The sequence below is a fragment of the Frankia sp. KB5 genome (genome assembly GCF_002099325.1).
Lineage (GTDB): Bacteria > Actinomycetota > Actinomycetes > Frankiales > Frankiaceae > Frankia > Frankia casuarinae.
On the sequence record NZ_MRUJ01000051.1, the window covers coordinates 1 to 21,258 of the forward strand.

The following is a 21,258-nucleotide window of genomic DNA, read 5'->3' on the forward strand; positions in this document are numbered from 1 at the left end:
TCACCGCCACCCGGACCTCGGGTGGGCAGCGCCGGTACGAGCGCCATGTCCTGCGGCGGCTGGCGTTCATCCGCGCCGCCACCGCGGTCGGGCTCAGTCTCGACGAGGTGCGGGAGACCCTGTCGACGCTGCCCGAGTCGCGCACGCCGACCAAGGCGGACTGGTCCGCGATCTCGCGGCGGTGGCGCGGCCGGCTGGACGACGAGATCGCGGCCCTGGTCGCTCTGCGTGACGGACTCAACTCGTGCATCGGCTGCGGCTGCTTGTCGCTGCGAAGCTGCCGCATCTCGAATCCGCACGACCGGATCGCCGAGCTGGGGCCGGGCGCTCGCGCGCTGCCGGCTGCGCTGCGCCGGACCCACAACCCCCTCGATCGGTGTGGTCAGCCCGTCCGATAGGACATCGGACAGGACATCCGCGATAGGACAGACGCGACGGTACGCGGGTGGCGGTCCATCGCCGGACCGACATGAGCCAGATCCGGGACGCCGGACCGGGATGCCGGACCGGGATGCCGGATCCGGGACGAGGAGGGGTAGTGGGAGACACATTCGGCATGTTCCAACCGGGTGCCAGCAACGGCGAACCGAGGAGCGGGCGCAGCCAGACGGTCGGTACGGATCCCGTCTCCGGGCTGCCCAGCCGGGTCTCGGCGCACCGTTCGCCCGACATGCCGCCGGACGGTCCCGGTCCGGTGCGGGCCCGTCGCCGCCGCCCGTTAATCGTCGGCATCGGTGGCAGCAGCCGGGCGAACTCCACCACCCACCAGGCCCTGGCGACGGTGCTGGCGATGATGGGGCAGGCCGGCGCGGAGACGATGCTGCTCGGTGCGGCGGACCTGGACCTGCCGATGTACGCGCCGGAACGCCAGGAACGTCCCGCCGCCGCGCTGCGCCTCCTCGCCGCCGTCGAACGGGCCGACGGCCTCGTGATCGCGACTCCCGGCTACCACGGCGGGATATCGGGCCAGGTCAAGAACGCCCTGGACTATCTGGAGGACCTGCGCGGCGCGCCCCGGCCCTACCTGGACGGCCGGGCGGTCGCACTGATCGTCGGCGCCCGGGGCACGCAGGCGGCCGGGACGACGCTGACGGCCCTGCGCTCGACGGTGCACGCCCTGCGCGGCTGGCCGACCCCGCTGGGCGTCACCCTGAACACCGCGGTGCCGCTCTTCGACCCGCACGGGCGAGTGCTCGACCGGACCGTCGCGGCCCGCCTGGACACCCTCGCCGACCAGATCATGGGGTTCACCTACGCCTGGTCCCAGGTGCTCTGAGGTGACCTCAGGTGACCTCAGGTGACCTCAGGTGCTCTGAGGTGCTCTGAGGTGCTCTGACGCCGGGACGCGATCCCACGCCGAGGCTCCCGCGGGTCCCAGCCAACCCGGGCGTATCCGTCCTGAGCAGGCAGGTCTACCGTGGCGGGGCCCGGCAGGGGACAGCGGGGCCCGGCAGGGGACCGGAACACGGAACGCGGACGAGGCACGCTCGACGAGGAGGCGGCACGGTGGGACGACGGTACGGGCTCCGGTGGCTCGCCGCGGCGGTTCTGGGCGCCGTGCTGGCGGGAACGCTCGCCGCGTGCGGTGGCGACTCGGACGGCGAAGCCACCGGCACGTCCTCGGCCGGATCAACGGTCAAACTGATGATCATCGCCCCGGTGGGCACGTCCGGAACGAACTACCCGGAGATGGTGGCCGCCGCCCGGGCCGCCGTGCGCGGGGTCAACGCCCGGGGTGGGATCGCCGGCCACCGGGTCGAGCTCGTGCACTGCAACGAGAAGAACGACGCCGCCGTGGCCAGGAAGTGCGCCCAGCAGGCGGTGGATCAGCACGTGCTCGCGGTCGTCGGCGAGGTCAGCGGCTCGGGTGGGATCATGCCCATCCTGGAGAACGCGGGGATCCCGTCCATCGGTTCGGCCGGGATCTCGGCCGACGGATCCGAGCTCAGCTCTCCGATCAGCTACGTCATCAGCCCGCTGGCGCTCTACCCCGCGGTCTGCCCGTCGTTGCTCGCCAAGGCGGGAGCCACCCGCCTCGGGCTGGTCGGCTACGACCTCAGCGCCAGCGACCGGCTCATCATCATGGCCGAGGGCGGCGCGAAGGCGGTGAACCGTCCGATCAATCCGAAGATCCGTATTCCGATCACGACGAGCGACTTCACCCCGGCGATCTCCCAGCTCACCCGGTCCGGTGCCGACGGAGCCGTGCTCGTCGTGTTCGACCAGGCCGCCTACGCGGTGATCTCCCAGGCCGGCCAGCGGGTCCGGACCTGCCACGCGGCCGGAACCCTCTCGCCGAAGTACCTGTCGACGCTCGGTCCGGCCGCGGACAACCTCGTGGTCGCGACCGCGTTCCCCGAGCTGAGCCAGGCCGGCCAGTTCCCCGAGGTGGCCCGGATGATCTCCGAACTGGACGCCGAGCAGGCCGGCGGGGACGCGGACGCGGCCCCCGCGCTACGCACCACGACGACCACCACCGGCGCGTGGCTGTCCGTGCAGATCGCCGAGAAGGTGGGCAACAAGGTGTCCGGCCCGCTCACCGCCCGCACCCTGCTCGACCAGCTCAACCGGACCACCGACCTGGACCTGGGCGGCATCGTCCCGCGGCTGAACCTCACGGCGACGACGCCGATCCCCGGGGCGGAACGGATCTTCAACACCACGCTGCGGGGAGCCCGCTGGGACAGCGCGTCGAAGAGCTTCGTGCCACTCGGCCCGGAGACCTACTCCGGCCTGGACATCCTGCGCCGGGCCGCCTCCTGACTCTGAGGCACGCGCTGACCCGGGTCAGGCACGCGGGCCGCTGAGGGCGCCATTGCCGGATGGGGCGCCATTGCCGGAGTCCGCCGGCCGTCCGGGTGACAGATAGGCGCCGAGCAGGGTCTCCCGGTCGGCACGGGCCTGGGCGGCGGTGCCCGACCAGGCGAGGGCCCCATGCCGCAGGACGTGCACCCGATCGGCGATCGACAGGGCGCTGCGGACGTGCTGCTCGACGAGGATCACGGCGAGCCCATCGTCCGCGGCGGCGCGCACCGCCGCCAGCAGACGGTCCACGACGCGCGGCGCGAGGCCCAGCGAGAGCTCGTCGGCGAGCAGAACCGTGGGCCGGCGCGCCAAGGCGCGCGCGAGGGTCACCATCTGYTGCTGCCCCCCGGAGAGCAGCCCCGCCCGCCGATCGAGGTGCTCGGCAAGCTCGGGGAAGACCGCGAGGGCGAGGTCCGGGTCGCATCGACCGACCCGGAGATTCTCCCGGACGGTGAGGTCCATGATGACCGAGCGTTCCTCGGGAACCAGGCTCAGGCCACGTCGGCACCGTTCGTGCAGCGCGGCGGTCGTCACGGCCCCGGCGAGCAGGACCTCGCCTCCCGCCGACGGGATCGCGCCGGCCAGCGCCAGCAGTGTCGTCGTCTTGCCGGCGCCGTTCGGGCCGAGCAGGGTCACGACCTCGCCGGCGTGAACCTCCAGGTTGAGGTCGCGGACCACCGGGCCGTTGCCGTAGCCGGCGGACAGGCCCCGCGCCGCCAGCACCGCGGGGCCGGCCGCGAACCGGGCCGGGTCCGTCCTGTCGGCGACGCGGTCCCCGGTCCCGCCCGCGGACGGGCCGGCCGGCCGGGTCYAGGAGACGGCCCGCCGGGTCCAGGAGACGGCCGGCCGAGTCCAGGAGACGGCCGGCCGGGCCGGGACCGCCGCCTCCCCCAGGCAGGCGACCCGCACCCGGGGGTCGTCGCGCACCCGCTCCGGCGTCCCCTCGGCGATGCGCTCCCCGGCGTCCAGCACGACCACCCGGTCGCAGACCCCCATGACCACGTCCATGTCGTGTTCGTTGAGCAGGATGCCCAGTCCCCAGTCGTCGGCGAGCCGACGCAGCAGGCCCGCGACCTCCGCGCTCTCCGATTCGTCCAGCCCGGCGCACGGCTCGTCGAGYAGCAGCACGGCGGGGCGCGCCGCGACGGCCCGGGCGATGGCCAGCAGCCGACGACGACCGTAGGGAAGCTCCGCCACGGTGCGCAGGAGATCGTCGCGCAGCCCGAAGGCGTCGACCGCGGCGACCGCGGCCGGCTCAAGCGGACGTCCCCGGGGGAACAGCAGGTCGGTGAGATAGGCGCGGGTGTCCCGGCGGTCGCTGGCCGCCTGGATGTTCTCGATGACCGTCAGATCGTCGAACAGCTCCAGGTTCTGGAACGACCGGCTGATGCCGGCGCGGGCCCGCCGGTGCGCCGGCAGACGGTCCAGCCGGACGCCGCCCAACGTCATCGACGTGACCGACGTGACCGAGGACGGGGTGTAACCGGTGATCGCGTCGATGACCGTCGTCTTGCCCGCGCCGTTCGGGCCGATCATCCCGACGATCTGACCGGGTTCCACCCGCAGGTCGACCGAGCGCACCGCGGTGACCGCGCCGAACCGGACCGTCAGACCCCAGACCGACAGGACGGCGGGCACGGCGGGCAGCGCGGCGGGCGGCGCGCCGAGCAGGCGGGCCAGGCGGGCGGCATCGCGGCGACGGCGGCGGGCGGCCGCCGCCGGGACCCGGTCGTGGAGCAGCCTGGCGGTGCGGGCGTTCTCCGGCGCCATGCCCCCACCCGACCGGGACAGCACGACGACGAGGACGATCCCGCCGATCAGCGGCACGTAGCGGTCGAGCTCGGCCAGCCAGTCCCGCACCCAGCCGCCGAAGACCGCTGCGACCAGGGCGGCGACGGCGGCGACGGCCCAGGGGGCGTACCGGGCGGCGGCGCCGAGCCGGCGGCGCGGGCGCGGCGCGCTGACGAGCGAGGCACCGGCGGCGAGGCCGAGCAGCCCGGCGAGGGCCGCCACGACGACCCGCAGCAGCACGCCGAGCCGGGCGAGCAGGTCGCCGACCCAGCCGCCGAGCCGGGTCGCGAGCGCCCCGGCGGCCATCGTCGCCCCGGCGAACGCCCCGCTGACCCAGCCGACCCCGCCGAGCACCGCGTAGGCGATGAGCATGATCGACGAGAACGGCGCGAAGGCGCCACCGCCATAGTCGATGTTCCCGCGCTCCCCGTAGACGTAGAACGCATAGAGCACCCCGCCGAATCCGGCGATGGCCGCCGACAGCGCGAAGGCGTAGAGCTTCGCGCCGACCACGCTGATGCCGAGCGCGGCGGCGGCCCGCTCGTTGGTCCGCACCGCGATCAGTCGCCGGCCCGCGCGCCCGCGCCGCAGGTTGGCGACGGCCAGCGCGACGAGGACGAAGGCGAGGACGGAGACGGTCGCGAACCCGCGGGGGTTGGCAACCTTGTCCAACTCGATGCCGAGGAATGTCTGACGGCCGACGACCGTGCCCTCCGGGGAGGCCAGATCGCCGAACAGCGAACCGATGGAGCCCGCGCTCCTCGGTGCCGGGGAGTGGTAGCCGCGCTGGAACAGCAGAGCGTCGACGGCGGTGCCCAGGCCCAGGGTCACCACCGCGAGCTGCAGGCCCCGGGTCCGCAGCGCCGGCAGGGCGAACAACAGTCCGACCGCGGCCGTGCCGGCGACCCCGACGAGCATGGCCGCCTCCAACGGCCAGCCGCGGGTCGCGACGAGCCGTCCGGCGATCAACGCCGCGATGCCGGAAAAGGCGAGCTGCGCCAGGGACAACTGCCCGGTGAACCCGACGAGCACGACGACGGACAGGATGACCAGCGCCCACAGGGCGTTCGCGTCGATCGCGTCGACCCAGTCAACCGGCAGCAGCCACCAGGTCGCCGCCAGGGTGGCCGCCACGGTGACCGCGAGGGCGCGCGGATGCACCCGACCGCTACCGAGGGCAGGCTGACGTTCGGCGAGGTGGCCGCGTTCGGGTATTCCCTGCCCGCGGATCGCGAGGTAGAAGACGATGACCGCCAGCGGCACAGCCCGGTCGACCCCGCGCCACCAGGGGTGCTCGGCGACCAGCTGGAACTGGGTCTCCACCTCGACGACCCCGAGGGCGAGCCCGCCCGCCAGCACCATCGGGAAGGAGCGAAACCGCGCGACCAGCGCGACCGCCAGCGCCGGGACGATGAGCAGGAGCAGGTTCGCCGAGGACAACGGGTTCTGCAGCGGCGCGAGCAGGACCCCGCCGAGACCGGCCAGCGCGCTGCCGGCGCCCCAGGCAGCGGCGGCGACGGTGTCCGCCGACCAGCCGAAGGTCGCGGCGGCCCTGAGGTTCTCCGCCGCCACCGTCGCGGCGAGGCCCACCGTGGTGAACCGGAACACCGCCCAGAGCCCCGCGACCAGCACGGCGACCACAGCCAGCCGGACGAACACGGACACGCCGACGGGCTCGTCGAACAGCGTTATCCTGCCGGTCGGCAGCACCGTCGGGGAGGTACGCACGGCACCGGCGAACATCAGCGTCAGCAACGACTGCAAGATGATCAGCAGGCCGAGCGTCGCCATCAGCCGCAGCAGCGAGGTCGCCTCGCGCAGTGGCCGCATCACCAGCAGGTGGAACACGACCCCGATGACGGTCGTCGACAGCACGGCCAGCGGCGCCGCGAGGCCGAGCGGCAGCCCCCACCCGGCGTGCAGCCCATGGAAGGCATAGGYCGCCCAGGCCAGCAGCGCGCCCTGGGCCAGGTTGAGCACGCCGGCCCCGCGGGCGATGACCACCACACCCGAGGCCACGAGGGCGTAGAGCGCGCCCGTGCCCAGACTGAGCAGGGCGTAGCCCATGACGTCATTCAACGGCGGTCCACCCTGCTCCGGGCACCGCGGAACGGTGCCTCGATCATCCCTCAGCGGCCCCCCACCAATGGTCGCCGGCTCTCCTCGATCGCGATGAGCGGCGTGAGCCCACCGGAAAATCCGCAGGCCAGACCATTGATCATATGATCACGGCAACCGAGGTGACGGTACGACCGGACAGACCGACAAGGCAATCAAACCAGCCACAACAGCCACCGAACCCCACGAGAGCCACCGAATAGCATAAGAGCCACAGAACCTCGCGAAAGCTACCTAACCCCACGGATTGGTCGGGGGTGACGGAACGTGGGCACACCGCGAAACGTCCGGGATGGCACCATCGGACGAACGCTCGATGGCGGACGACCACGGCTACAGGGGTGGAAACGGATGAGGGACCTGGTGCCTGGCGCGAACGGGCCGTTGCCTGCCGGCCCCGTCTCGGTCCGGCTCGCCGGTCCCTTCGACGTCTGTGCGCTCGTCACCGGCGCGAACGGCAAGGWCGCCGCGGACAGCGACTTCGTGTTCTACAACCAGCCCAGGGCGCCGGGCGTGGCACTCTCGGGCGGCGCGGTGACCGTCGATCCGGGCCGGCTGCGCCTGGGCGCCGAACGTGTCGTGATCGCCGCCAGCCCCGAGGACGGTACGACGCCCTTCGGACGGCTGCCAGCTCTCGCCGTCACCATCCATAATGATCATGATGACCTCATCGCCCGCTTCGCACCACCGCCGTTGTCCCGCGAGACCGTGGTCACGCTGGTGGAGATCTACCGGCGCGGCCCCGCGTGGAAGATCCGGGCGGTGGGGCAGGGCTACGCGGACGGCCTCGCCGGTCTCGCCCGGGACTTCGGAGTCGACATCGACGACGGCGACCAGGGCCACCAGGGCCACCAGGGCCACCAGGGCCACCAGGGCCACCAGGGCCACCAGGGCCACCAGGGCCACCAGGGCCACCAGGGCCACCAGGGCCACCAGGGCCACCAGGGCCACCAGGGCCAGGGTCAACGCCGTGACCCTCCCGGGTACCCCGATTCCACGGGTCGGGGTACCCGGGAGGGTGATCTGACCCTCGTGCTCGCGCGGGTCGTCACGCTCACCAATGCCGAGCGCGCCCGGGAGGGTCTCGCGCCGCTGACCGTCGACGACCGCTTGGCCGCCGCCGCGGAGGCGCACAGCGTGGACATGGCGACCCGTGGCTTCTTCGCGCACACCAGCCCGGAGGGACGCACGGTGTCCGACCGGGTGAGCGCTCTGGGCTACCGCTACGCCCAGGTCGCCGAGAACATCGCCGCCGGCCAGAGCAGCGCGGACGAGGTGGTGACGGGATGGATGAACAGCCCCGGCCACCGGGCGAACATCCTCATCCCGCGRCTGCGCCAGATCGGCGTCGGGCAGGCCACCGGCGGCGAGTATGGTCGCTACTGGACGCAGGTCTTCGGCACCCTGCTCTGACCGCTGGCACTCTGACCGCAGGCACTCAGACCGCAGGCGTACCGGAGGTAGGTCGCACCTTCGGCTACAAAGGTATCGGCATTCCCGCGCGGGCGTTGACCGACCGGGCCGAACGGATCACGATTTTCCTGCGCCGACCCCAAGGAACCGCCAGAACCGGTGACACCGCCGCCGCGAGCGGAGAATCTGCGCAATCCGGCTGTGCACGTTCCACCCGAACCGCCGGGAAGGACGACGTCACAAGTCTTCGCCCACGCCTGGAGAAGTGCGCGTCGAATCTCCGGACAACGACGTTCGACCATGCCCGCGAACCATTGATCTAGCTTCCTTCCTGGTTGATGAGTCAGCTTTCATCGACAAGCTCGACACGCGTTCCACAACCCAGGACAGGACTGGAGAATGCGCACAGAGAACAAACGGGACGGGACAGCGTCCCAGCCCAGGAGATATTCGAACGGCCGTCACGCGCGGACTCGAGCACGTCGCCACCGGATCGGCGGGCTGCTACTCACCCTCACCGTGGCCCTGATGACCGGGGCATTGACCGGACCTGCCCGCGCGCAGGCCCCGACGATCATCGAGGACAGCGCCATCGGCACCGGGCTCAACCAGGTCTCCTACACGGGGACGTGGACCCGGTGCACCGGGTGCATAGCCGGGCCCCTCGACGACGGCTTCCGGTACTCGTCGACCTACGGCAGCGTCGCCTCGTTCCAGTTCATCGGCACGCGGGTGACCATCTTCGGGGTCAAGGGGCCGTGGAGCGGCCAGGCCGCGATCAGCATCGACGGCAGCACCCCGGAGCTCGTCGACACCTTCGCTACGGTCGCGGTCGCGAGCTCGATCTTCACCTCGAACACGCTCACCGCGGGCACCCACACAGTGCAGATCACCAACCTGCACCAGCGCAATGCCGCGTCCCGGGGCTACGACGTCGCCTTCGACCGCGCCGAGGCGATCAACGAGGTGGCGCCGCCCCCGCCGACACCGCCGGTGCCCACGGCGCTCACCATCGAGGACACGACGATCGGCACCGGCACCAACCAGGTCTCTTACTCGACCGGGTGGACGAAGTGCACCGGCTGCATTACCTCCCCGAACAACAGCTTCTACTACTCGGCGACCGCCGGCGCGGTCGCCACGATCCGTTTCAGCGGAACGCAGATCAACATCTACGGCGCCAAGGGCCCGATCGGGGGATTCAGCACGATCCGCCTGGACGGCGGCCAGCCGGTCAACGTCGACACCTACGCGCCGACCTCGAGCATCACCCTGTTCTACAGCTCGGACAAGCTCGCCGCCGGCACGCACACCCTGACCCTGACGAATACCGGGCAGCGCAACACCTCCTCGCAGGGCAACAACGTCGGTTTCGACCGGGCGGAGGTCACCACCGGAGCGAACCCGCCGCCGGCCCCGCCGTCCTACGCCGGGCCCCGCTCGGGCAAAGGGTGGCTGACCGGAACCTATCCCGATCCGGTGATGAACCAGCAGAACCTGGAGGCGTTCTGYACCTGGCGCGGGGCGCCCTGTGACTTCACCCTGCTTTACACCACCCGGAACAGCTGGGCGAACGTCAGCCAGCCGGTGGATCTGCTGCGCACCTTCGCCAACTGGCCCGGCCGGTTGATCATCTCCATCCCCCCCTTCCCGGAGCACATCGGTGCCAGCAACGCGACCTGCGCCACCGGGGCCTACGACGAGTACTGGAAGACCTTCGGCCGCGTACTGAACGCCTACGGCCGGCAGAACTCCTACCTGCGAATCGCCTGGGAGGRCAACGGCGACTGGTACGAATGGTCCGCCACCAACCCCAAGGACTACGTCAACTGCTGGCGCCACGTCGCGGACGCCATCAACTCGACCGCGGAGCCGGACCCCACCCTGTGCTGGTGCCTCAACGCTCACTACTCGCAGAACCCGCCGAGCCACAACCCGATGGACATGTATCCGGGCGACGCCTGGGTGGACGGGGTCGGCCTCGACGCGTACGACCACTGGCCGCCGTCCCGGACAAAGGCCGAGTTCGACGCCCAGGCCAACGCCCCCGGTGGGCTGAACTACTGGTTCAACTTCGCCCGCGCGCACAACAAGCTCTTCGGCGTCGGCGAATGGGGGGTGGTGAGTACCAGCGGCAACAACGGTGGCGGTGACAACGCCAATTACATCCAGTGGATGTACGACTGGTTCGTGGCCCATGCCGGCAAGGGGCTGGCCTACGAGTATTACTTCAACAACTGCGACCCGAACAACGTCGGTTCGAACCTGTACCGACCGCTCAGCGCCACGTGTCTCTACCTGAACCGGCAGGCGGGCGCCCGCTATAAACAGCTCTACTCCGGGCAGTAGGCTCCGGAGGTGACGCCGGGTGCCGCCCGCCGGCAATGATTCAGTGGGCGGCACCCCTCCACCCGAGGGGGTCCTCAGCCGGGCCGCCGGTCGCGGCTGGGACGTAGCTCGACCGATTCATAGGCGGCCGGGATGTACCACGATTCGCGGCCGTCGTCCCACCGGACGATGAACGGCGCTCGGCCGCTCTCGCCGCGAATCTTGAGTATCACACCGTGGCGCTCGGTACGACCTGTTGCCGAATTACGCACGACGAGGCGGTCCCCGACCCTGGCGTACATGATGTTCCCGGTGTACATCAGGATTCCCTCCCGCGGTCCGTTCGCGGTCCGTTCCGGCATCAGCGCGTCGCCACTCCGTCGAACAGGTCGGTTTCCACGCCGGAACCCGAGCCCGGGCCCACCGCCCCCCGGGCCAGCACGAAGTTCTCGGTGGCCTTCGCCGACCGGCCGTTCCCGTCGACCAGAGCGAAGAAGAATCCGTCCACGGTCATCTGGCTGCGGTGGGCCCGCATTGCCGCGATCTTCGCGGCGAAGAAGCCCGGCGCCTCGATCGTCGTGGTGACCTTGGTATCGGGAACCGACAGCAGCATGTCCGAGGGCATCGTGATCCCCTCGGGGACCGTCTTCGCCAGGTCGGACCGCCAGATGCGGTCCACCGCGGACTCGACCGCGGAGTGGGACAGCGCCGTCTCGTACAACTTCGAGACCTGCCAGGTCGGACCCGCGTCGGGAGCGAAGTCCGGATCGGCCGCGTCGGCGAAGGCCCGGACGGTGACGTCGTGCGCCCTGATGTGATCGGGATGACCGTAGTCCCCGATCGCGTCGTAGGTCACGATCACCTGCGGCCGGACCTCCCGCACGATCCGCACGAGCGCCTCGGACGCGTCGTCCATGTTCGCCCGCCAGAAGCAGCGCGGGTCGTCGTTCGCGGGGCTGTCCAACATGCCGCTGTCCCGCCAACGACCGGCGCCCCCGAGGAAGCGGTAGTCGGTGACGCCGAGCTCGGTACACGCCTGTTCCAGCTCCCCGATCCGGTATCCGCCGAGCTGGTCCGCGCGGTCCGCCCGCAGGTTGGTCAGCTCGGGGACCAGCACCTCGCCCATCTCGCCCAGCGTGCACGTGACAAGGACCACCTGGGTGTCGGGATCGGCGGCGTAGCGGGCCATCGTCGCCCCGGTCGCGATCGTCTCGTCGTCGGGATGAGCATGGACGAACACGATCCGACGGGCCGGCAGCACACCGGAACCTTGAGTAACCGGCATAGCTTGACGGTAGGGGCGACCCACGGACGGCGCATCTCGACCATCGAACCGGTAACTTGCGGATACAGAGCCCGCAACCGCATCGATAACCCATAAGAGACAAACAGCTCACAGATCAACGAATCGACGAAGGCGGGCGGAAAGAACAAAGATCTTCATCCAAGCATGATCCGGGGAACGGGAAGGGCATGAGTGATGCACCCACCAGACAGGACGTCCGATGGACTCGGGAGGCCATTCGCCGAGTCGAGGCCGACACCAACAGGTCGGCGGACACCCACCTGTTCCCCCTGCACCTGTGGCCGGCGGAACGGGGCGTGGACATCTATCTGAAGGACGAGTCGACGCATCCCACCGGCTCGTTGAAGCACCGCCTGGCCCGGTCGCTGTTCCTCTACGGGCTGTGCAACGGCTGGATCCGGGAGGGGACGACGATCGTCGAGGCCTCCTCCGGGTCGACGGCGGTCTCGGAGGCCTACTTCGCCCGCATGCTCGGGCTCCCCTTCATCGCCGTCATGCCCGCCTCGACCAGCACGCAGAAGATCGCCCTGATCGAACGTGAGCGGGGTCGCTGCCACCTGGTGGCGGACGCCACCACGGTGTACGCGGAGGCCAGGCGGCTGGCCGAGGCCACGAACGGTCACTACATGGACCAGTTCACCTACGCGGAACGAGCGACGGACTGGCGCGGCAACAACAACATCGCCGAATCGATCTTCAATCAGATGGCGCTGGAGCGCCATCCCATCCCCACCTGGATCGTCGTCGGTGCCGGCAYCGGGGGCACCAGCGCCACGATCGGGCGTTATCTGCGGTACCGGCAGCACAACTGCGCGCTGTGCGTCGTCGATCCCGAGGGCTCGGTGTTCCACCGCGCCTGGTCCACCGGYGACCCGCACGTCACCGGCGGGCACTCCCGCATCGAGGGCATYGGCCGCCCACAGGTGGAGCCGAGTTTCCTCCCCGACATCGTCGACCGAATGATCACTGTGCCCGACGCGGCGTCCGTCGCGGCCATGTTGTTCCTGGAGACGCTGACGGGCCGCCGGACGGGTGCCTCCACCGGGACGAACCTCTGGGGCGCGGTACGGCTCGCCTGCGAGCTGGTGTCCTCCGGTCACCGCGGCAGCGTGGTCACTTTGATCTGCGACGGCGGCGAACGGTACGCCGACACGTATTACTCCGGTTCCTGGCTCGACGCGGCCGGCCTCGACCCGCGGCCGTTCACCGAGATCCTGTGCCAGGCCGTGACCTCCGCGGCCTGGCCGGGCTGAAGCGGCCTGGCCGGCGCGGTGGCGACTCACCGAAAGCGATGCTACGGTTCCTCTGGCCACTAAATGCCACCGGTAAATTACCTACTGCGGTGATTTTATGCGGAACCTGTCGCAGGATCCGGCCGGGCAACGACCGGCCGACTCCGAGCCCGCCCGGCACGGCGAGACGGTCCTGATCGCCGAGGACGATGCCGCGTTGCTCGAGGTCGCCCGGCGGATCCTGAGCCGCARCGGCTACGAGGTGCTGGCGGCTTCCACCGCCCTCGACGCGTGCTCGATCGCGATCGAGCACCGGGGCGACATCCACCTGCTGCTCACGGACGTGATCATGCCGCGCATGCAGGGCAGGGAGCTCGCGAACCGCATCCGGGCCCAGCAACCCGGCATCCGGGTGCTCTACATGTCGGGATACGCCGATCCCGTCCTCACCGCGCAGGGGAAGCTGGACCCGGGGGTATCGCTGTTGACCAAACCCTTCTCCGAACGCACCCTGCTGGACAAGGTCCGGCAGGTCCTCGATGCTCCCCGCTGACCAGCCGCATACCCGGGGGACGCGGGGACGTTCAGGCAGAGACCGGCCGTCCGCGCAGAACGATGAGGTCCGGGGCGCCGAGCACCGCGACGTCGGCCCGCGGGTCGCTCGGATACACCACCAGATCGGCCCAGGCGCCCTCGGACAGGCCCGGATAACCGAGCCAGGAGCGGGCCCCCCAGGTCGCCGCGTCGAGCGCGGCCGCCGCCGGCAGCCCGGCCAGGCGAAGCTCGGCCACCTCGGCGGCGACCAGCCCGTGCGGGAGGCTTCCCCCGGCGTCGGTACCGACGAAGATCGGGATGCCGGCGTCGTAGGCCGCCCGCACCGTGTCATGGCGCCGGGCGTACAGGGCACGCATGTGCCGGGCGTAGGCGGGGAACTTCGCCTCGGCGCCCGCGGCGATGTCCTCGAAGGTCGCGATGTTCACCAGGGTTGGCACGATGGCGACCCCCCGCTCGGCGAACAGCGGGATCGTGCGCTCGGTGAGACCGGTGGCGTGCTCGATGCAGTCGATCCCTGCCTCGACCAGATCCGCGAGGGAGTCCTCGGCGAAGCAGTGGGCGGTGACCCGGGCTCCGGCGGCGTGCGCCGCGTCGATCGCGGCCTTCGCCACGTCCGCGGGCCAGCACGGCGCCAGGTCGCCCAGCCCGCGGTCGATCCAGTCGCCGACGAGCTTCACCCACCCGTCGCCCCGGCCGGCCTGCGCGAGGACCTCGGCGACGAGGTCGGCCGGCTCGACCTCCGCCGCGTAGTTGCGGAGGTATCGCCGGGGCCGGGCGATGTGCCGGCCGGCCCGCACCAGCCGGGGCAGGTCGTCACGGGCATCGATCCACCGGGTGTCGGCCGGGGAACCGGCGTCGCGCAGCAGCAGCGCGCCCGCCGCCCGGTCGGTGATGATCTGCTGCTCGGCGGTGGGCCTGTCGACGGCGCCGTGCGCGGCGAGGCCGACATGGCAGTGAGCGTCGACGAGGCCGGGCAACACCCATCCGGAGACCGTCCGTACGTCCCGGRCCGCCGCGCCGGTGGGGGCGGAGAAGGTGATCCGGCCATCGACGACCCAGACCTCGTCACGGACCTCCGTCGGAGCGACCAGCACGCCGCCACGGATCCGCAGCGCCGGCACGTTCATATTCACGTCATATCCCTATCACCGTCGTCCGGTCACCGGCGCGCCGGCACCAGGCCCGTGGCGAGGACGCGCCGCCCGATCGGGCCCCGGAAGCACTCAGACGTCGAGCTGCGACTCGACGGCGCGCAGCCGATGACGGGCCAGCGCGAGGTTCGCGCGCGGCTTGTCGAGCACCAGATAGAGGAACAGGCCACGGCCGGAATGGCTCTGCAACAACCGGATCAGATGGTACTGGCGACCCAGCGTAATCAGGATGTCCTCGATGGTGTCCTGAAGCCCGAGACTCTCCATCGTCCGAATCTTCGCCCGGATGACCTCGGTGTTTCCGGCCGCGGCGATCTCAAGGTCGATCACATGCGTGTTACCGGCCGTTCCGAGGGTCATTCCACTGGTGAAGTCGACGAGGGCAACCCCAAGCGCCCCGCTTATCTCGAGCGATTCCTTCAGGGCAATGTCGACGCTGTTCATATCGCCTCCCGTGTGTTCGAGGTCGACGGCAGCTCCGACGCTGCCCCCGTTGTGCACTGGCGCCAGTTCACGCGAACCGCGCGTTGACAGTCGTCCCCGCAGCCAGTCATCCCCGCAGCCAGTCCCCGTAGACCGGAAACCGCCCGATCTACGACCGCTCGCACAACTTTAAGCCCACCCGACCGGATCGCGTGCGGGTGGGCGGAAAAAATGGGCTCGGTGGACAGGCGGACCACACGCCGAACCAGAAAAAGCGATGGCGATTCACGCGAAAAGAACCTGATCGTCACGCCATGAAAAGTCTGCCTCATCGAATACGTTGCACGAGAGCCCGAAGATGACAGATCACGTGCCGGCGGAGGTCGGTCCGGCGAGGAGCCGGGTGCCGTCGGGAAGGTTGCCCGAGGCCGCGGYGTCGCGGAGGTACTCCCACAGGACCCGTTGCAGCTCGACGGCGGCACGGGTCGGCTCGACGTCGCGGCGACGCGCCAGCCCGATGGTGCGTTGCAGCCCCGGGAGCACGAACGGGGTGACCCGCATGCCGAGCCGGTGGGCGACCGTGCTCGGAATCACCGCGCTGCCCAGACCCGCCGCGACGAAACCGAGCACGGCGTCCATCTCCCCGCCCTCGATCGCGAAAATCGGCTCGAATCCGGCCTCCCGGCAGGCCGTCACGGTGGCCTCCCGCAGGTCGTAGCCGCGGCGGAACATCACCATCGGGTGGTTACGCAGATCGGCCACGGTCAGCGGGCRTCCGGCGACGATCGGTGGCTCGTCCAGCGACGAGACGAGGACCAGGCTCTCGCGGATCAGCGGCGAGGTCGCCAGGGCCGGGTCGCTGCTCTGCAGCGGAAGGATGATCAACGCCAGGTCCAGGCTGCCCGCGGCCAGATCGCGGACGAGGTCGCGTGATCCCCCTTCCTCGACCAGCAGGCGGATGCCCGGGTACCGCTGGTGGAACAGTCGCAGCACGTCGGGCAGGAAGCCGGTGCACAGACTCGGGGTGGCACCGAGGCGCACCGTGCCGTGGCGTAGGTCGAGCAGCTCGGTGACCCGCTGGCGGGCGGTCTCGGTATCGGTGAGGATGCGCCGGGCGAGCGGCAGGAGCGTCTCCCCCGCCGGGGTCAGGCTGATGTTCCCCCGCGCGCGGTTAAACAAAGGTGTGCCCAGCTCCTGTTCCAAGGCGCGGATCTGCTGGGACAGGGACGGCTGGGCGACATGCACCCGCTGGGCGGCCCGGGTGAAGTGCCGGGTCTCCGCGACGGCGACGAAATAGGCGAGCTGGTGGAGCTGCACGCCGCCAGCGTAGACGTCGATAGGACGGCACTATCGAGTCCAGGTTTATCATGTCTTGGACCACTGGAGGGAGTGCGCTCTAGGGTGCGCTCGTGGCTGTGACAACCCCGGCGCGGTCGGCGTCCCCTGCGCCCACCCCGCGGCCCCCGCGATCTTCGTCCGTCCTGCGCAACCTGTGGCGGTCAACCATCGGCAAAAAGACCGTGATGGCCGTCACCGRGCTGCTGATGCTCCTGTTCCTGATCGCTCACATGCTCGGGAACCTGAAGATTTTCTTTGGCCGCGACGACTTCGACCACTACGCCGRCTGGCTCCGGACGATCGGCGAGCCGGTCCTGCACGATACGTGGTACCTATGGATCCAACGCGTCGTGCTGGTGCTGGCCGTGGGCCTGCACACGGTGTCCGCGTACCAGCTCAGCCGGCGTGACCTGCGGGCCCGGCCGACAAAGTACGTCCACCGCCAACGAGCCCGGGCCAGTTATGCCACGCATGTGATGCGCTACGGTGGAATCACCCTCGCGTTGTTCATCGTGTACCACATCCTCGATTTCACGACGCTGACCCTCAACCGACACGGGGTCGAAGGTGCCGCCTACGACAACGTCGTGTCGAGTTTCAGCGTGTGGTGGGTCACKCTCATCTACATCGCCGCCATGATCTCCCTCGGGCTCCACATCCAGCACGGCTTCTGGAGTGCGGCCCAGACCCTCGGTGTCAACAACCCGAAACGGGACCGAGTTTTCAAGGCCACCGCCAATGTCCTCGCGGTTCTCCTCACGGTGGGATTCGTGATCGTCCCGGTGTCGGTTCTCGCCGGCCTGGTGGATTGACGGCACGGCACTGGACCGATGGGTCACTGCACCGATGGGTCACTGCACCGATGGGTCACTGCACCGATGGGTCACTGCACTGGTGGATTGAACAGCCGACGGCTCCGCGGCCGACCTTGCGTGGCGCGGTGCCGGAAGCATGGGAAGGGCTGACATGTCGTTTTACAACCTCGGTGCCGACATCGCCGACACCGCGGCGCCGGACGTGCCGATCGAGCAACGCTGGGACAAGCGACGCTTCACCGCCAAGCTGGTCAACCCGGCCAACCGGCGCCGCCACACCGTGATCGTCGTCGGCACGGGGCTCGCCGGTGGCGCCGCCGGCGCCACCCTCGCCGAGCAGGGCTACCGGGTCATCCAGTTCTGCTACCAGGACTCGCCGCGCCGGGCGCACTCCATCGCCGCGCAGGGCGGCATCAACGCGGCGAAGAACTACCGCAACGACGGCGACTCGGTCCACCGGCTGTTCTACGACACGGTGAAGGGTGGCGACTTCCGCTCCCGGGAGTCCAACGTCTACCGTCTCGCGCAGACGTCCACCCAGATCATCGACCAGTGCGTGGCGCAGGGTGTGCCCTTCGCCCGGGAGTACGGCGGCCTGCTCGACACCCGCTCGTTCGGCGGCGTGCAGGTCTCGCGGACCTTCTACGCCCGGGGCCAGACGGGTCAGCAGCTGCTGATCGGCGCCTACCAGGCGCTGTCCCGGCAGATCGATGCCGGCGGCGTGGAGATACACCCGCGCACCGAGATGCTCGACCTGATCGTCATCGACGGGCACGCCCGCGGCATCGTCGCCCGCGACCTGGTCACTGGCCAGGTCTCCACCTACCTCGCCGACGCCGTCGTGCTCGCCACCGGCGGGTACGGCAACGTGTTCTACCTGTCGACGAACGCCAAGAACTCCAATGCCAGCGCGATCTGGCGGGCRCACCGGCGCGGGGCGTACTTCGCCAACCCGTGYTACACCCAGATCCACCCGACCTGCATCCCCCGCTCCGGCGACTACCAGGGCAAGCTCACGCTGATGAGCGAGTCGCTGCGCAACGACGGCCGCATCTGGGTGCCGAAGAAGGCGGGCGACACCCGCTCGCCCGACACCATCCCGGAGAACGAGCGCGACTACTACCTCGAGCGGATCTACCCGGGATTCGGCAACCTGGTCCCCCGTGACATCGCGTCGCGGGCGGCGAAGTACCAGTGCGACGCCGGTCGCGGCGTGGGTCCGGGCGGGCTCGGCGTCTACCTCGACTTCGCCGACGCCATCAAGCGGATGGGCGAGGACAAGGTCCGCGAGAAGTACGGCAACCTGTTCGAGATGTACGAGCGGATCACCGCCGAGGACCCCTACAAGGTGCCGATGCGGATCTACCCGGCCGTCCACTACACCATGGGTGGGCTGTGGGTGGGCTACGATCTACAGAGCAGTATTCCGGGGCTCTTCGTGATCGGGGAGGCGAACTTCTCCGACCACGGCGCCAACCGTCTCGGCGCGAGCGCGCTGATGCAGGGTCTCGCCGACGGCTACTTCGTGCTGCCGCCCATGCTGGGTGACTACATCGCCTCGACGAAGCTGGGCGCGGTCGACGCGAGCCATCCCGCGGTCGCGGAGACGGCGGCCGAGGCGACGGGCCGGCTGACCCGCCTGCTCGCCGTGAACGGTGACCGCACCGTCGACTCGTTCCACCGTGAGCTCGGCGAGATCATGTGGGACGAGTGCGGGATGGCGCGCAGCGAGGACGGCCTGCGCAAGGCGCTGGGGCGCCTTCCGGAGCTGCGCGAGGAGTTCTGGCGCCAGGTCAAGGTGCCGGGCGACGCGGGTAGTGTCAACCAGAGCCTGGAGCGGGCGAACCGGGTGTCGGACTTCCTCGAACTCGGCGAGCTGATGTGTGTCGACGCCCTGCACCGCGAGGAGTCCTGCGGAGGGCACTTCCGGGTCGAGAGCCAGACCCCGGACGGCGAGGCCCTTCGCGACGACGACCGGTTCGCCTACGTCGGAGCCTGGGAGTTCGCCGGCACGGAAACCCCGCCGGTGCTGCACCGCGAGGTTCTGGAGTTCGAGCACGTCCACCTCGCCCAGCGTAACTACGCGTGAGGCGGTACCGGTCAATGGATCACGACTGTACGAGGAGCCGACCGTGAAGCTCACCCTTCGGATCTGGCGCCAGGCCGGACCGGACGAACCGGGCCGCATGGTCACCTACGAGGTGCCCGACGCGAACCCGGACATGTCCTTCCTCGAACTGCTCGACGTGCTCAACGAGCGGCTGACCCTGCGGGGCGAGGARCCGGTCAGCTTCGACCACGACTGCCGCGAGGGCATCTGCGGCGCCTGCGGAGTGGTCATCAACGGCCAGGCCCACGGCCCCCGGGAACGGACCACCACCTGCCAGCTGCATGTGCGGGAGTTCTCCGACGGGGACGTCATCGACGTCGAGCCGTGGCGCTCGGTCGCGTTCGGCGTCGTCCGCGACCTGATGGTGGACCGCTCCGGCCTCGACCGGATCATCCAGGCCGGCGGCTACATCAGCGCCCCGACGGGCAGCGCCCCCGAGGCGCACTCCACCCCGGTGCCCAAGGCCGTCGCGGACACCGCGTTCGACAACGCCACCTGCATCGGCTGCGGCGCCTGTGTCGCGGCCTGCCCCAACGGCTCGGCCATGCTGTTCACCTCGGCGAAGGTCGTGCACCTCAACAGCCTGCCCCAGGGCGCCCCGGAGCGGGCGAGCCGCACGCTCAACCTGGTCGAGGCCATGGACGCCGAGGGCTTCGGCGGGTGCACCAACACCGGGGAGTGCACCGTCGCCTGCCCGAAGGGCATCCCACTGGACAGCATCGCCACGCTCAACCGCGAGGTCCTGCGGGCCTCGATCGGCCTCCGGTAGATCCGGTAGGCATCCCCCGACCTGAAGATCGGCGCTTTCCGTCCATAGGTGTCCACCCGACGTCCGTAGGTTTGACTGGACGAATGGCTGTACGCGCAGCACGGGTGGAAGATCACTGAAAATCTTGCGGGTCCGGGTTCTGGTGTGGTGGTCGACGCCAGTGTTGGGATCATGCAGGGTGAGTGGGTGGGCGAGCCGGTCGGGCCGGATGCGTGGGAGACCTGCCGGGAGTTGATCCCGGCAGGCAGTGTGTTCGCGTTCCTGGCGGAGCACCGGGAGGTGCTGTTCCCGGCGGGGATGTTCACCGACATGTACCCGTCGTCGAACGGGCGGCCGAGTATGCCACCGCAGGTGCTGGCGGCCACGGTGGTGCCGCGGAGCCTGCACGGGTTGTCGGAGTCGAGACGGTGCGGGCGTTGCGCTGTGATCTGCGGTGGAAGGCCGCGGGCGGGCTGGGGCTGCTCGACGCCGCCGCCACGGTCACCTGCCCGGCCGGACACACCACCCCTCTGGGGCGTCCCCAGGCCCACGGTCACCGCCAGGACCAGTTCAGGACCCTGTGCCGCACCTGCCCGCGTGACCGTTGCGCCACCTCCCAAACCGGGCGAACCCTCACCATCCACCCCAAACACGCCCTGCTGGCCGCCGCCCGCCACGAGGCCACCGACCCGGCCTGGCCGGACGAGTACCGCCGCTGGCGCCCCCGGTCGAACGCGGGATCGCCTGGCTGACAGCCCACGGCAACCGCCGGGTGCCCTACCGCGGCGTGGCCCGCAACGACAGCTGGCTCCACCACCGCGCGGCCGCTCCCAACCTCCGCCGGCTGGTCAACCTCGGGCTCACCCGCACCAGCGACAACAGCTGGATCCCGACCACAGCAGCCGCGGAACAAGATTTTCCGTGATCTTCTAGACGAAATCATGCGGGCCGTGTGCGTCGACGTCGAGACCGAACTGGTCGAGTTCAACGGCGAGCGCGACCACGTCCATCTTCTGGTCAACTTCCCGCCGAATCATTTGACAGGGCACTGACATGACACTCGACTGGTTCTCGACCGATACTCCTGTACGTCTCGGGTTGGGGGTGCATGATGGCCTGTCCGCT

At 70.0% G+C, this 21,258-nt stretch carries 16 protein-coding genes and 2 pseudogenes; 12 read left to right on the forward strand and 6 right to left on the reverse strand.

Going from position 1 to position 21,258, the window contains the following annotated elements:
- The 3 genes from soxR to KBI5_RS06035 form a co-directional block, all read left to right on the forward strand.
- Positions 1–398, forward strand: a 398-nt coding sequence (soxR, locus tag KBI5_RS06025) for a redox-sensitive transcriptional activator SoxR (protein WP_085014527.1), incomplete at its 5' end; no start/stop codon positions are given.
- A gap of 140 nt (positions 399–538) precedes the next feature.
- The gene (locus KBI5_RS06030; protein ID WP_023840343.1) at positions 539–1,276 is read left to right on the forward strand and encodes an NADPH-dependent FMN reductase; all 738 of its coding nucleotides are present in this window, start codon (positions 539–541) and stop codon (positions 1,274–1,276) included.
- 230 nt (positions 1,277–1,506) lie between these two features.
- Positions 1,507–2,763, forward strand: coding sequence for an ABC transporter substrate-binding protein (locus KBI5_RS06035; protein WP_011437834.1), 1,257 nt, complete (start codon positions 1,507–1,509; stop codon positions 2,761–2,763).
- Positions 2,764–2,787: 24 nt separating this feature from the next.
- On the opposite strand, the gene KBI5_RS06040 is transcribed toward KBI5_RS06035, so the two are convergent.
- Positions 2,788–6,675 carry an ATP-binding cassette domain-containing protein gene (locus KBI5_RS06040; RefSeq protein WP_085014528.1) on the reverse strand — a complete coding sequence of 1,296 codons (3,888 nt, stop codon included), beginning with the start codon at positions 6,673–6,675 and terminating at the stop codon, positions 2,788–2,790.
- A 390-nt stretch (positions 6,676–7,065) separates the two neighbouring features.
- On the opposite strand from KBI5_RS06040, the gene KBI5_RS06045 reads away from it, so the two are divergent.
- Together KBI5_RS06045 and KBI5_RS06050 are read left to right on the forward strand one after the other, a co-directional pair.
- Positions 7,066–8,127, forward strand: coding sequence for a CAP domain-containing protein (locus KBI5_RS06045; protein WP_116289850.1), 1,062 nt, complete (start codon positions 7,066–7,068; stop codon positions 8,125–8,127).
- A gap of 399 nt (positions 8,128–8,526) precedes the next feature.
- Entirely contained in the window at positions 8,527–10,476 is a 1,950-nt protein-coding gene (locus KBI5_RS06050) for a glycosyl hydrolase (RefSeq protein ID WP_085014529.1), read from the forward strand.
- 74 nt (positions 10,477–10,550) lie between these two features.
- Here the strand turns inward: KBI5_RS06050 and KBI5_RS06055 are convergent, their stop codons facing one another.
- Positions 10,551–10,775, reverse strand: coding sequence for a DUF1918 domain-containing protein (locus tag KBI5_RS06055; RefSeq protein ID WP_232235012.1), 225 nt, complete (start codon positions 10,773–10,775; stop codon positions 10,551–10,553).
- 41 nt (positions 10,776–10,816) lie between these two features.
- Positions 10,817–11,740, reverse strand: coding sequence for an N-acetyl-1-D-myo-inositol-2-amino-2-deoxy-alpha-D-glucopyranoside deacetylase (mshB, locus tag KBI5_RS06060; RefSeq protein ID WP_043590713.1), 924 nt, complete (start codon positions 11,738–11,740; stop codon positions 10,817–10,819).
- Between the two features lie 188 nt (positions 11,741–11,928).
- Between mshB and KBI5_RS06065 the strand changes: the two genes are divergently transcribed.
- Positions 11,929–13,014: a PLP-dependent cysteine synthase family protein gene (locus tag KBI5_RS06065; RefSeq protein ID WP_085014530.1), complete on the forward strand. Its 1,086-nt coding sequence runs from the start codon at positions 11,929–11,931 to the stop codon at positions 13,012–13,014.
- 97 nt (positions 13,015–13,111) lie between these two features.
- Positions 13,112–13,546 (forward strand): response regulator, encoded by a 435-nt coding sequence (locus tag KBI5_RS06070; RefSeq protein ID WP_085014531.1) that lies wholly within the window; start codon positions 13,112–13,114, stop codon positions 13,544–13,546.
- A gap of 31 nt (positions 13,547–13,577) precedes the next feature.
- On the opposite strand, the gene KBI5_RS06075 is transcribed toward KBI5_RS06070, so the two are convergent.
- From KBI5_RS06075 to KBI5_RS06085, 3 genes are all read right to left on the reverse strand, one after another.
- Complete coding sequence (locus KBI5_RS06075; RefSeq protein WP_085014532.1) at positions 13,578–14,675, reverse strand: amidohydrolase family protein; 1,098 nt, start codon at positions 14,673–14,675, stop codon at positions 13,578–13,580.
- Between the two features lie 96 nt (positions 14,676–14,771).
- A complete protein-coding gene (locus KBI5_RS06080; protein WP_011437842.1) occupies positions 14,772–15,143 on the reverse strand; it encodes a hypothetical protein in 372 nt (123 codons plus the stop codon).
- Positions 15,144–15,488: 345 nt separating this feature from the next.
- Complete coding sequence (locus KBI5_RS06085; protein ID WP_085014533.1) at positions 15,489–16,439, reverse strand: LysR substrate-binding domain-containing protein; 951 nt, start codon at positions 16,437–16,439, stop codon at positions 15,489–15,491.
- Positions 16,440–16,603: 164 nt separating this feature from the next.
- On the opposite strand from KBI5_RS06085, the gene KBI5_RS06090 reads away from it, so the two are divergent.
- From KBI5_RS06090 to KBI5_RS06110, 5 genes and pseudogenes are all read left to right on the forward strand, one after another.
- Complete coding sequence (locus tag KBI5_RS06090; RefSeq protein ID WP_347272470.1) at positions 16,604–17,272, forward strand: succinate dehydrogenase cytochrome b subunit; 669 nt, start codon at positions 16,604–16,606, stop codon at positions 17,270–17,272.
- 154 nt (positions 17,273–17,426) lie between these two features.
- Entirely contained in the window at positions 17,427–19,364 is a 1,938-nt protein-coding gene (locus KBI5_RS06095) for a fumarate reductase/succinate dehydrogenase flavoprotein subunit (protein ID WP_011437845.1), read from the forward strand.
- A gap of 43 nt (positions 19,365–19,407) precedes the next feature.
- Complete coding sequence (locus tag KBI5_RS06100) at positions 19,408–20,154, forward strand: succinate dehydrogenase/fumarate reductase iron-sulfur subunit (RefSeq protein WP_011437846.1); 747 nt, start codon at positions 19,408–19,410, stop codon at positions 20,152–20,154.
- A gap of 407 nt (positions 20,155–20,561) precedes the next feature.
- Positions 20,562–21,058 (forward strand): annotated as a pseudogene (locus KBI5_RS26880) (transposase).
- A 7-nt stretch (positions 21,059–21,065) separates the two neighbouring features.
- Positions 21,066–21,164, forward strand: a pseudogene (locus KBI5_RS06110) (transposase); the annotation flags it as partial.
- Positions 21,165–21,258: the final 94 nt, after the last annotated feature.

Bases quoted from the DNA above. Each gene is read 5' to 3' on its own strand.
- KBI5_RS06055 (WP_232235012.1), bottom strand. From the start codon at position 10,775: ATGTACACCGGGAACATCATGTACGCCAGGGTCGGGGACCGCCTCGTC.
- mshB (WP_043590713.1), bottom strand. From the start codon at position 11,740: ATGCCGGTTACTCAAGGTTCCGGTGTGCTGCCGGCCCGTCGGATCGTG.
- KBI5_RS06080 (WP_011437842.1), bottom strand. From the start codon at position 15,143: ATGAACAGCGTCGACATTGCCCTGAAGGAATCGCTCGAGATAAGCGGG.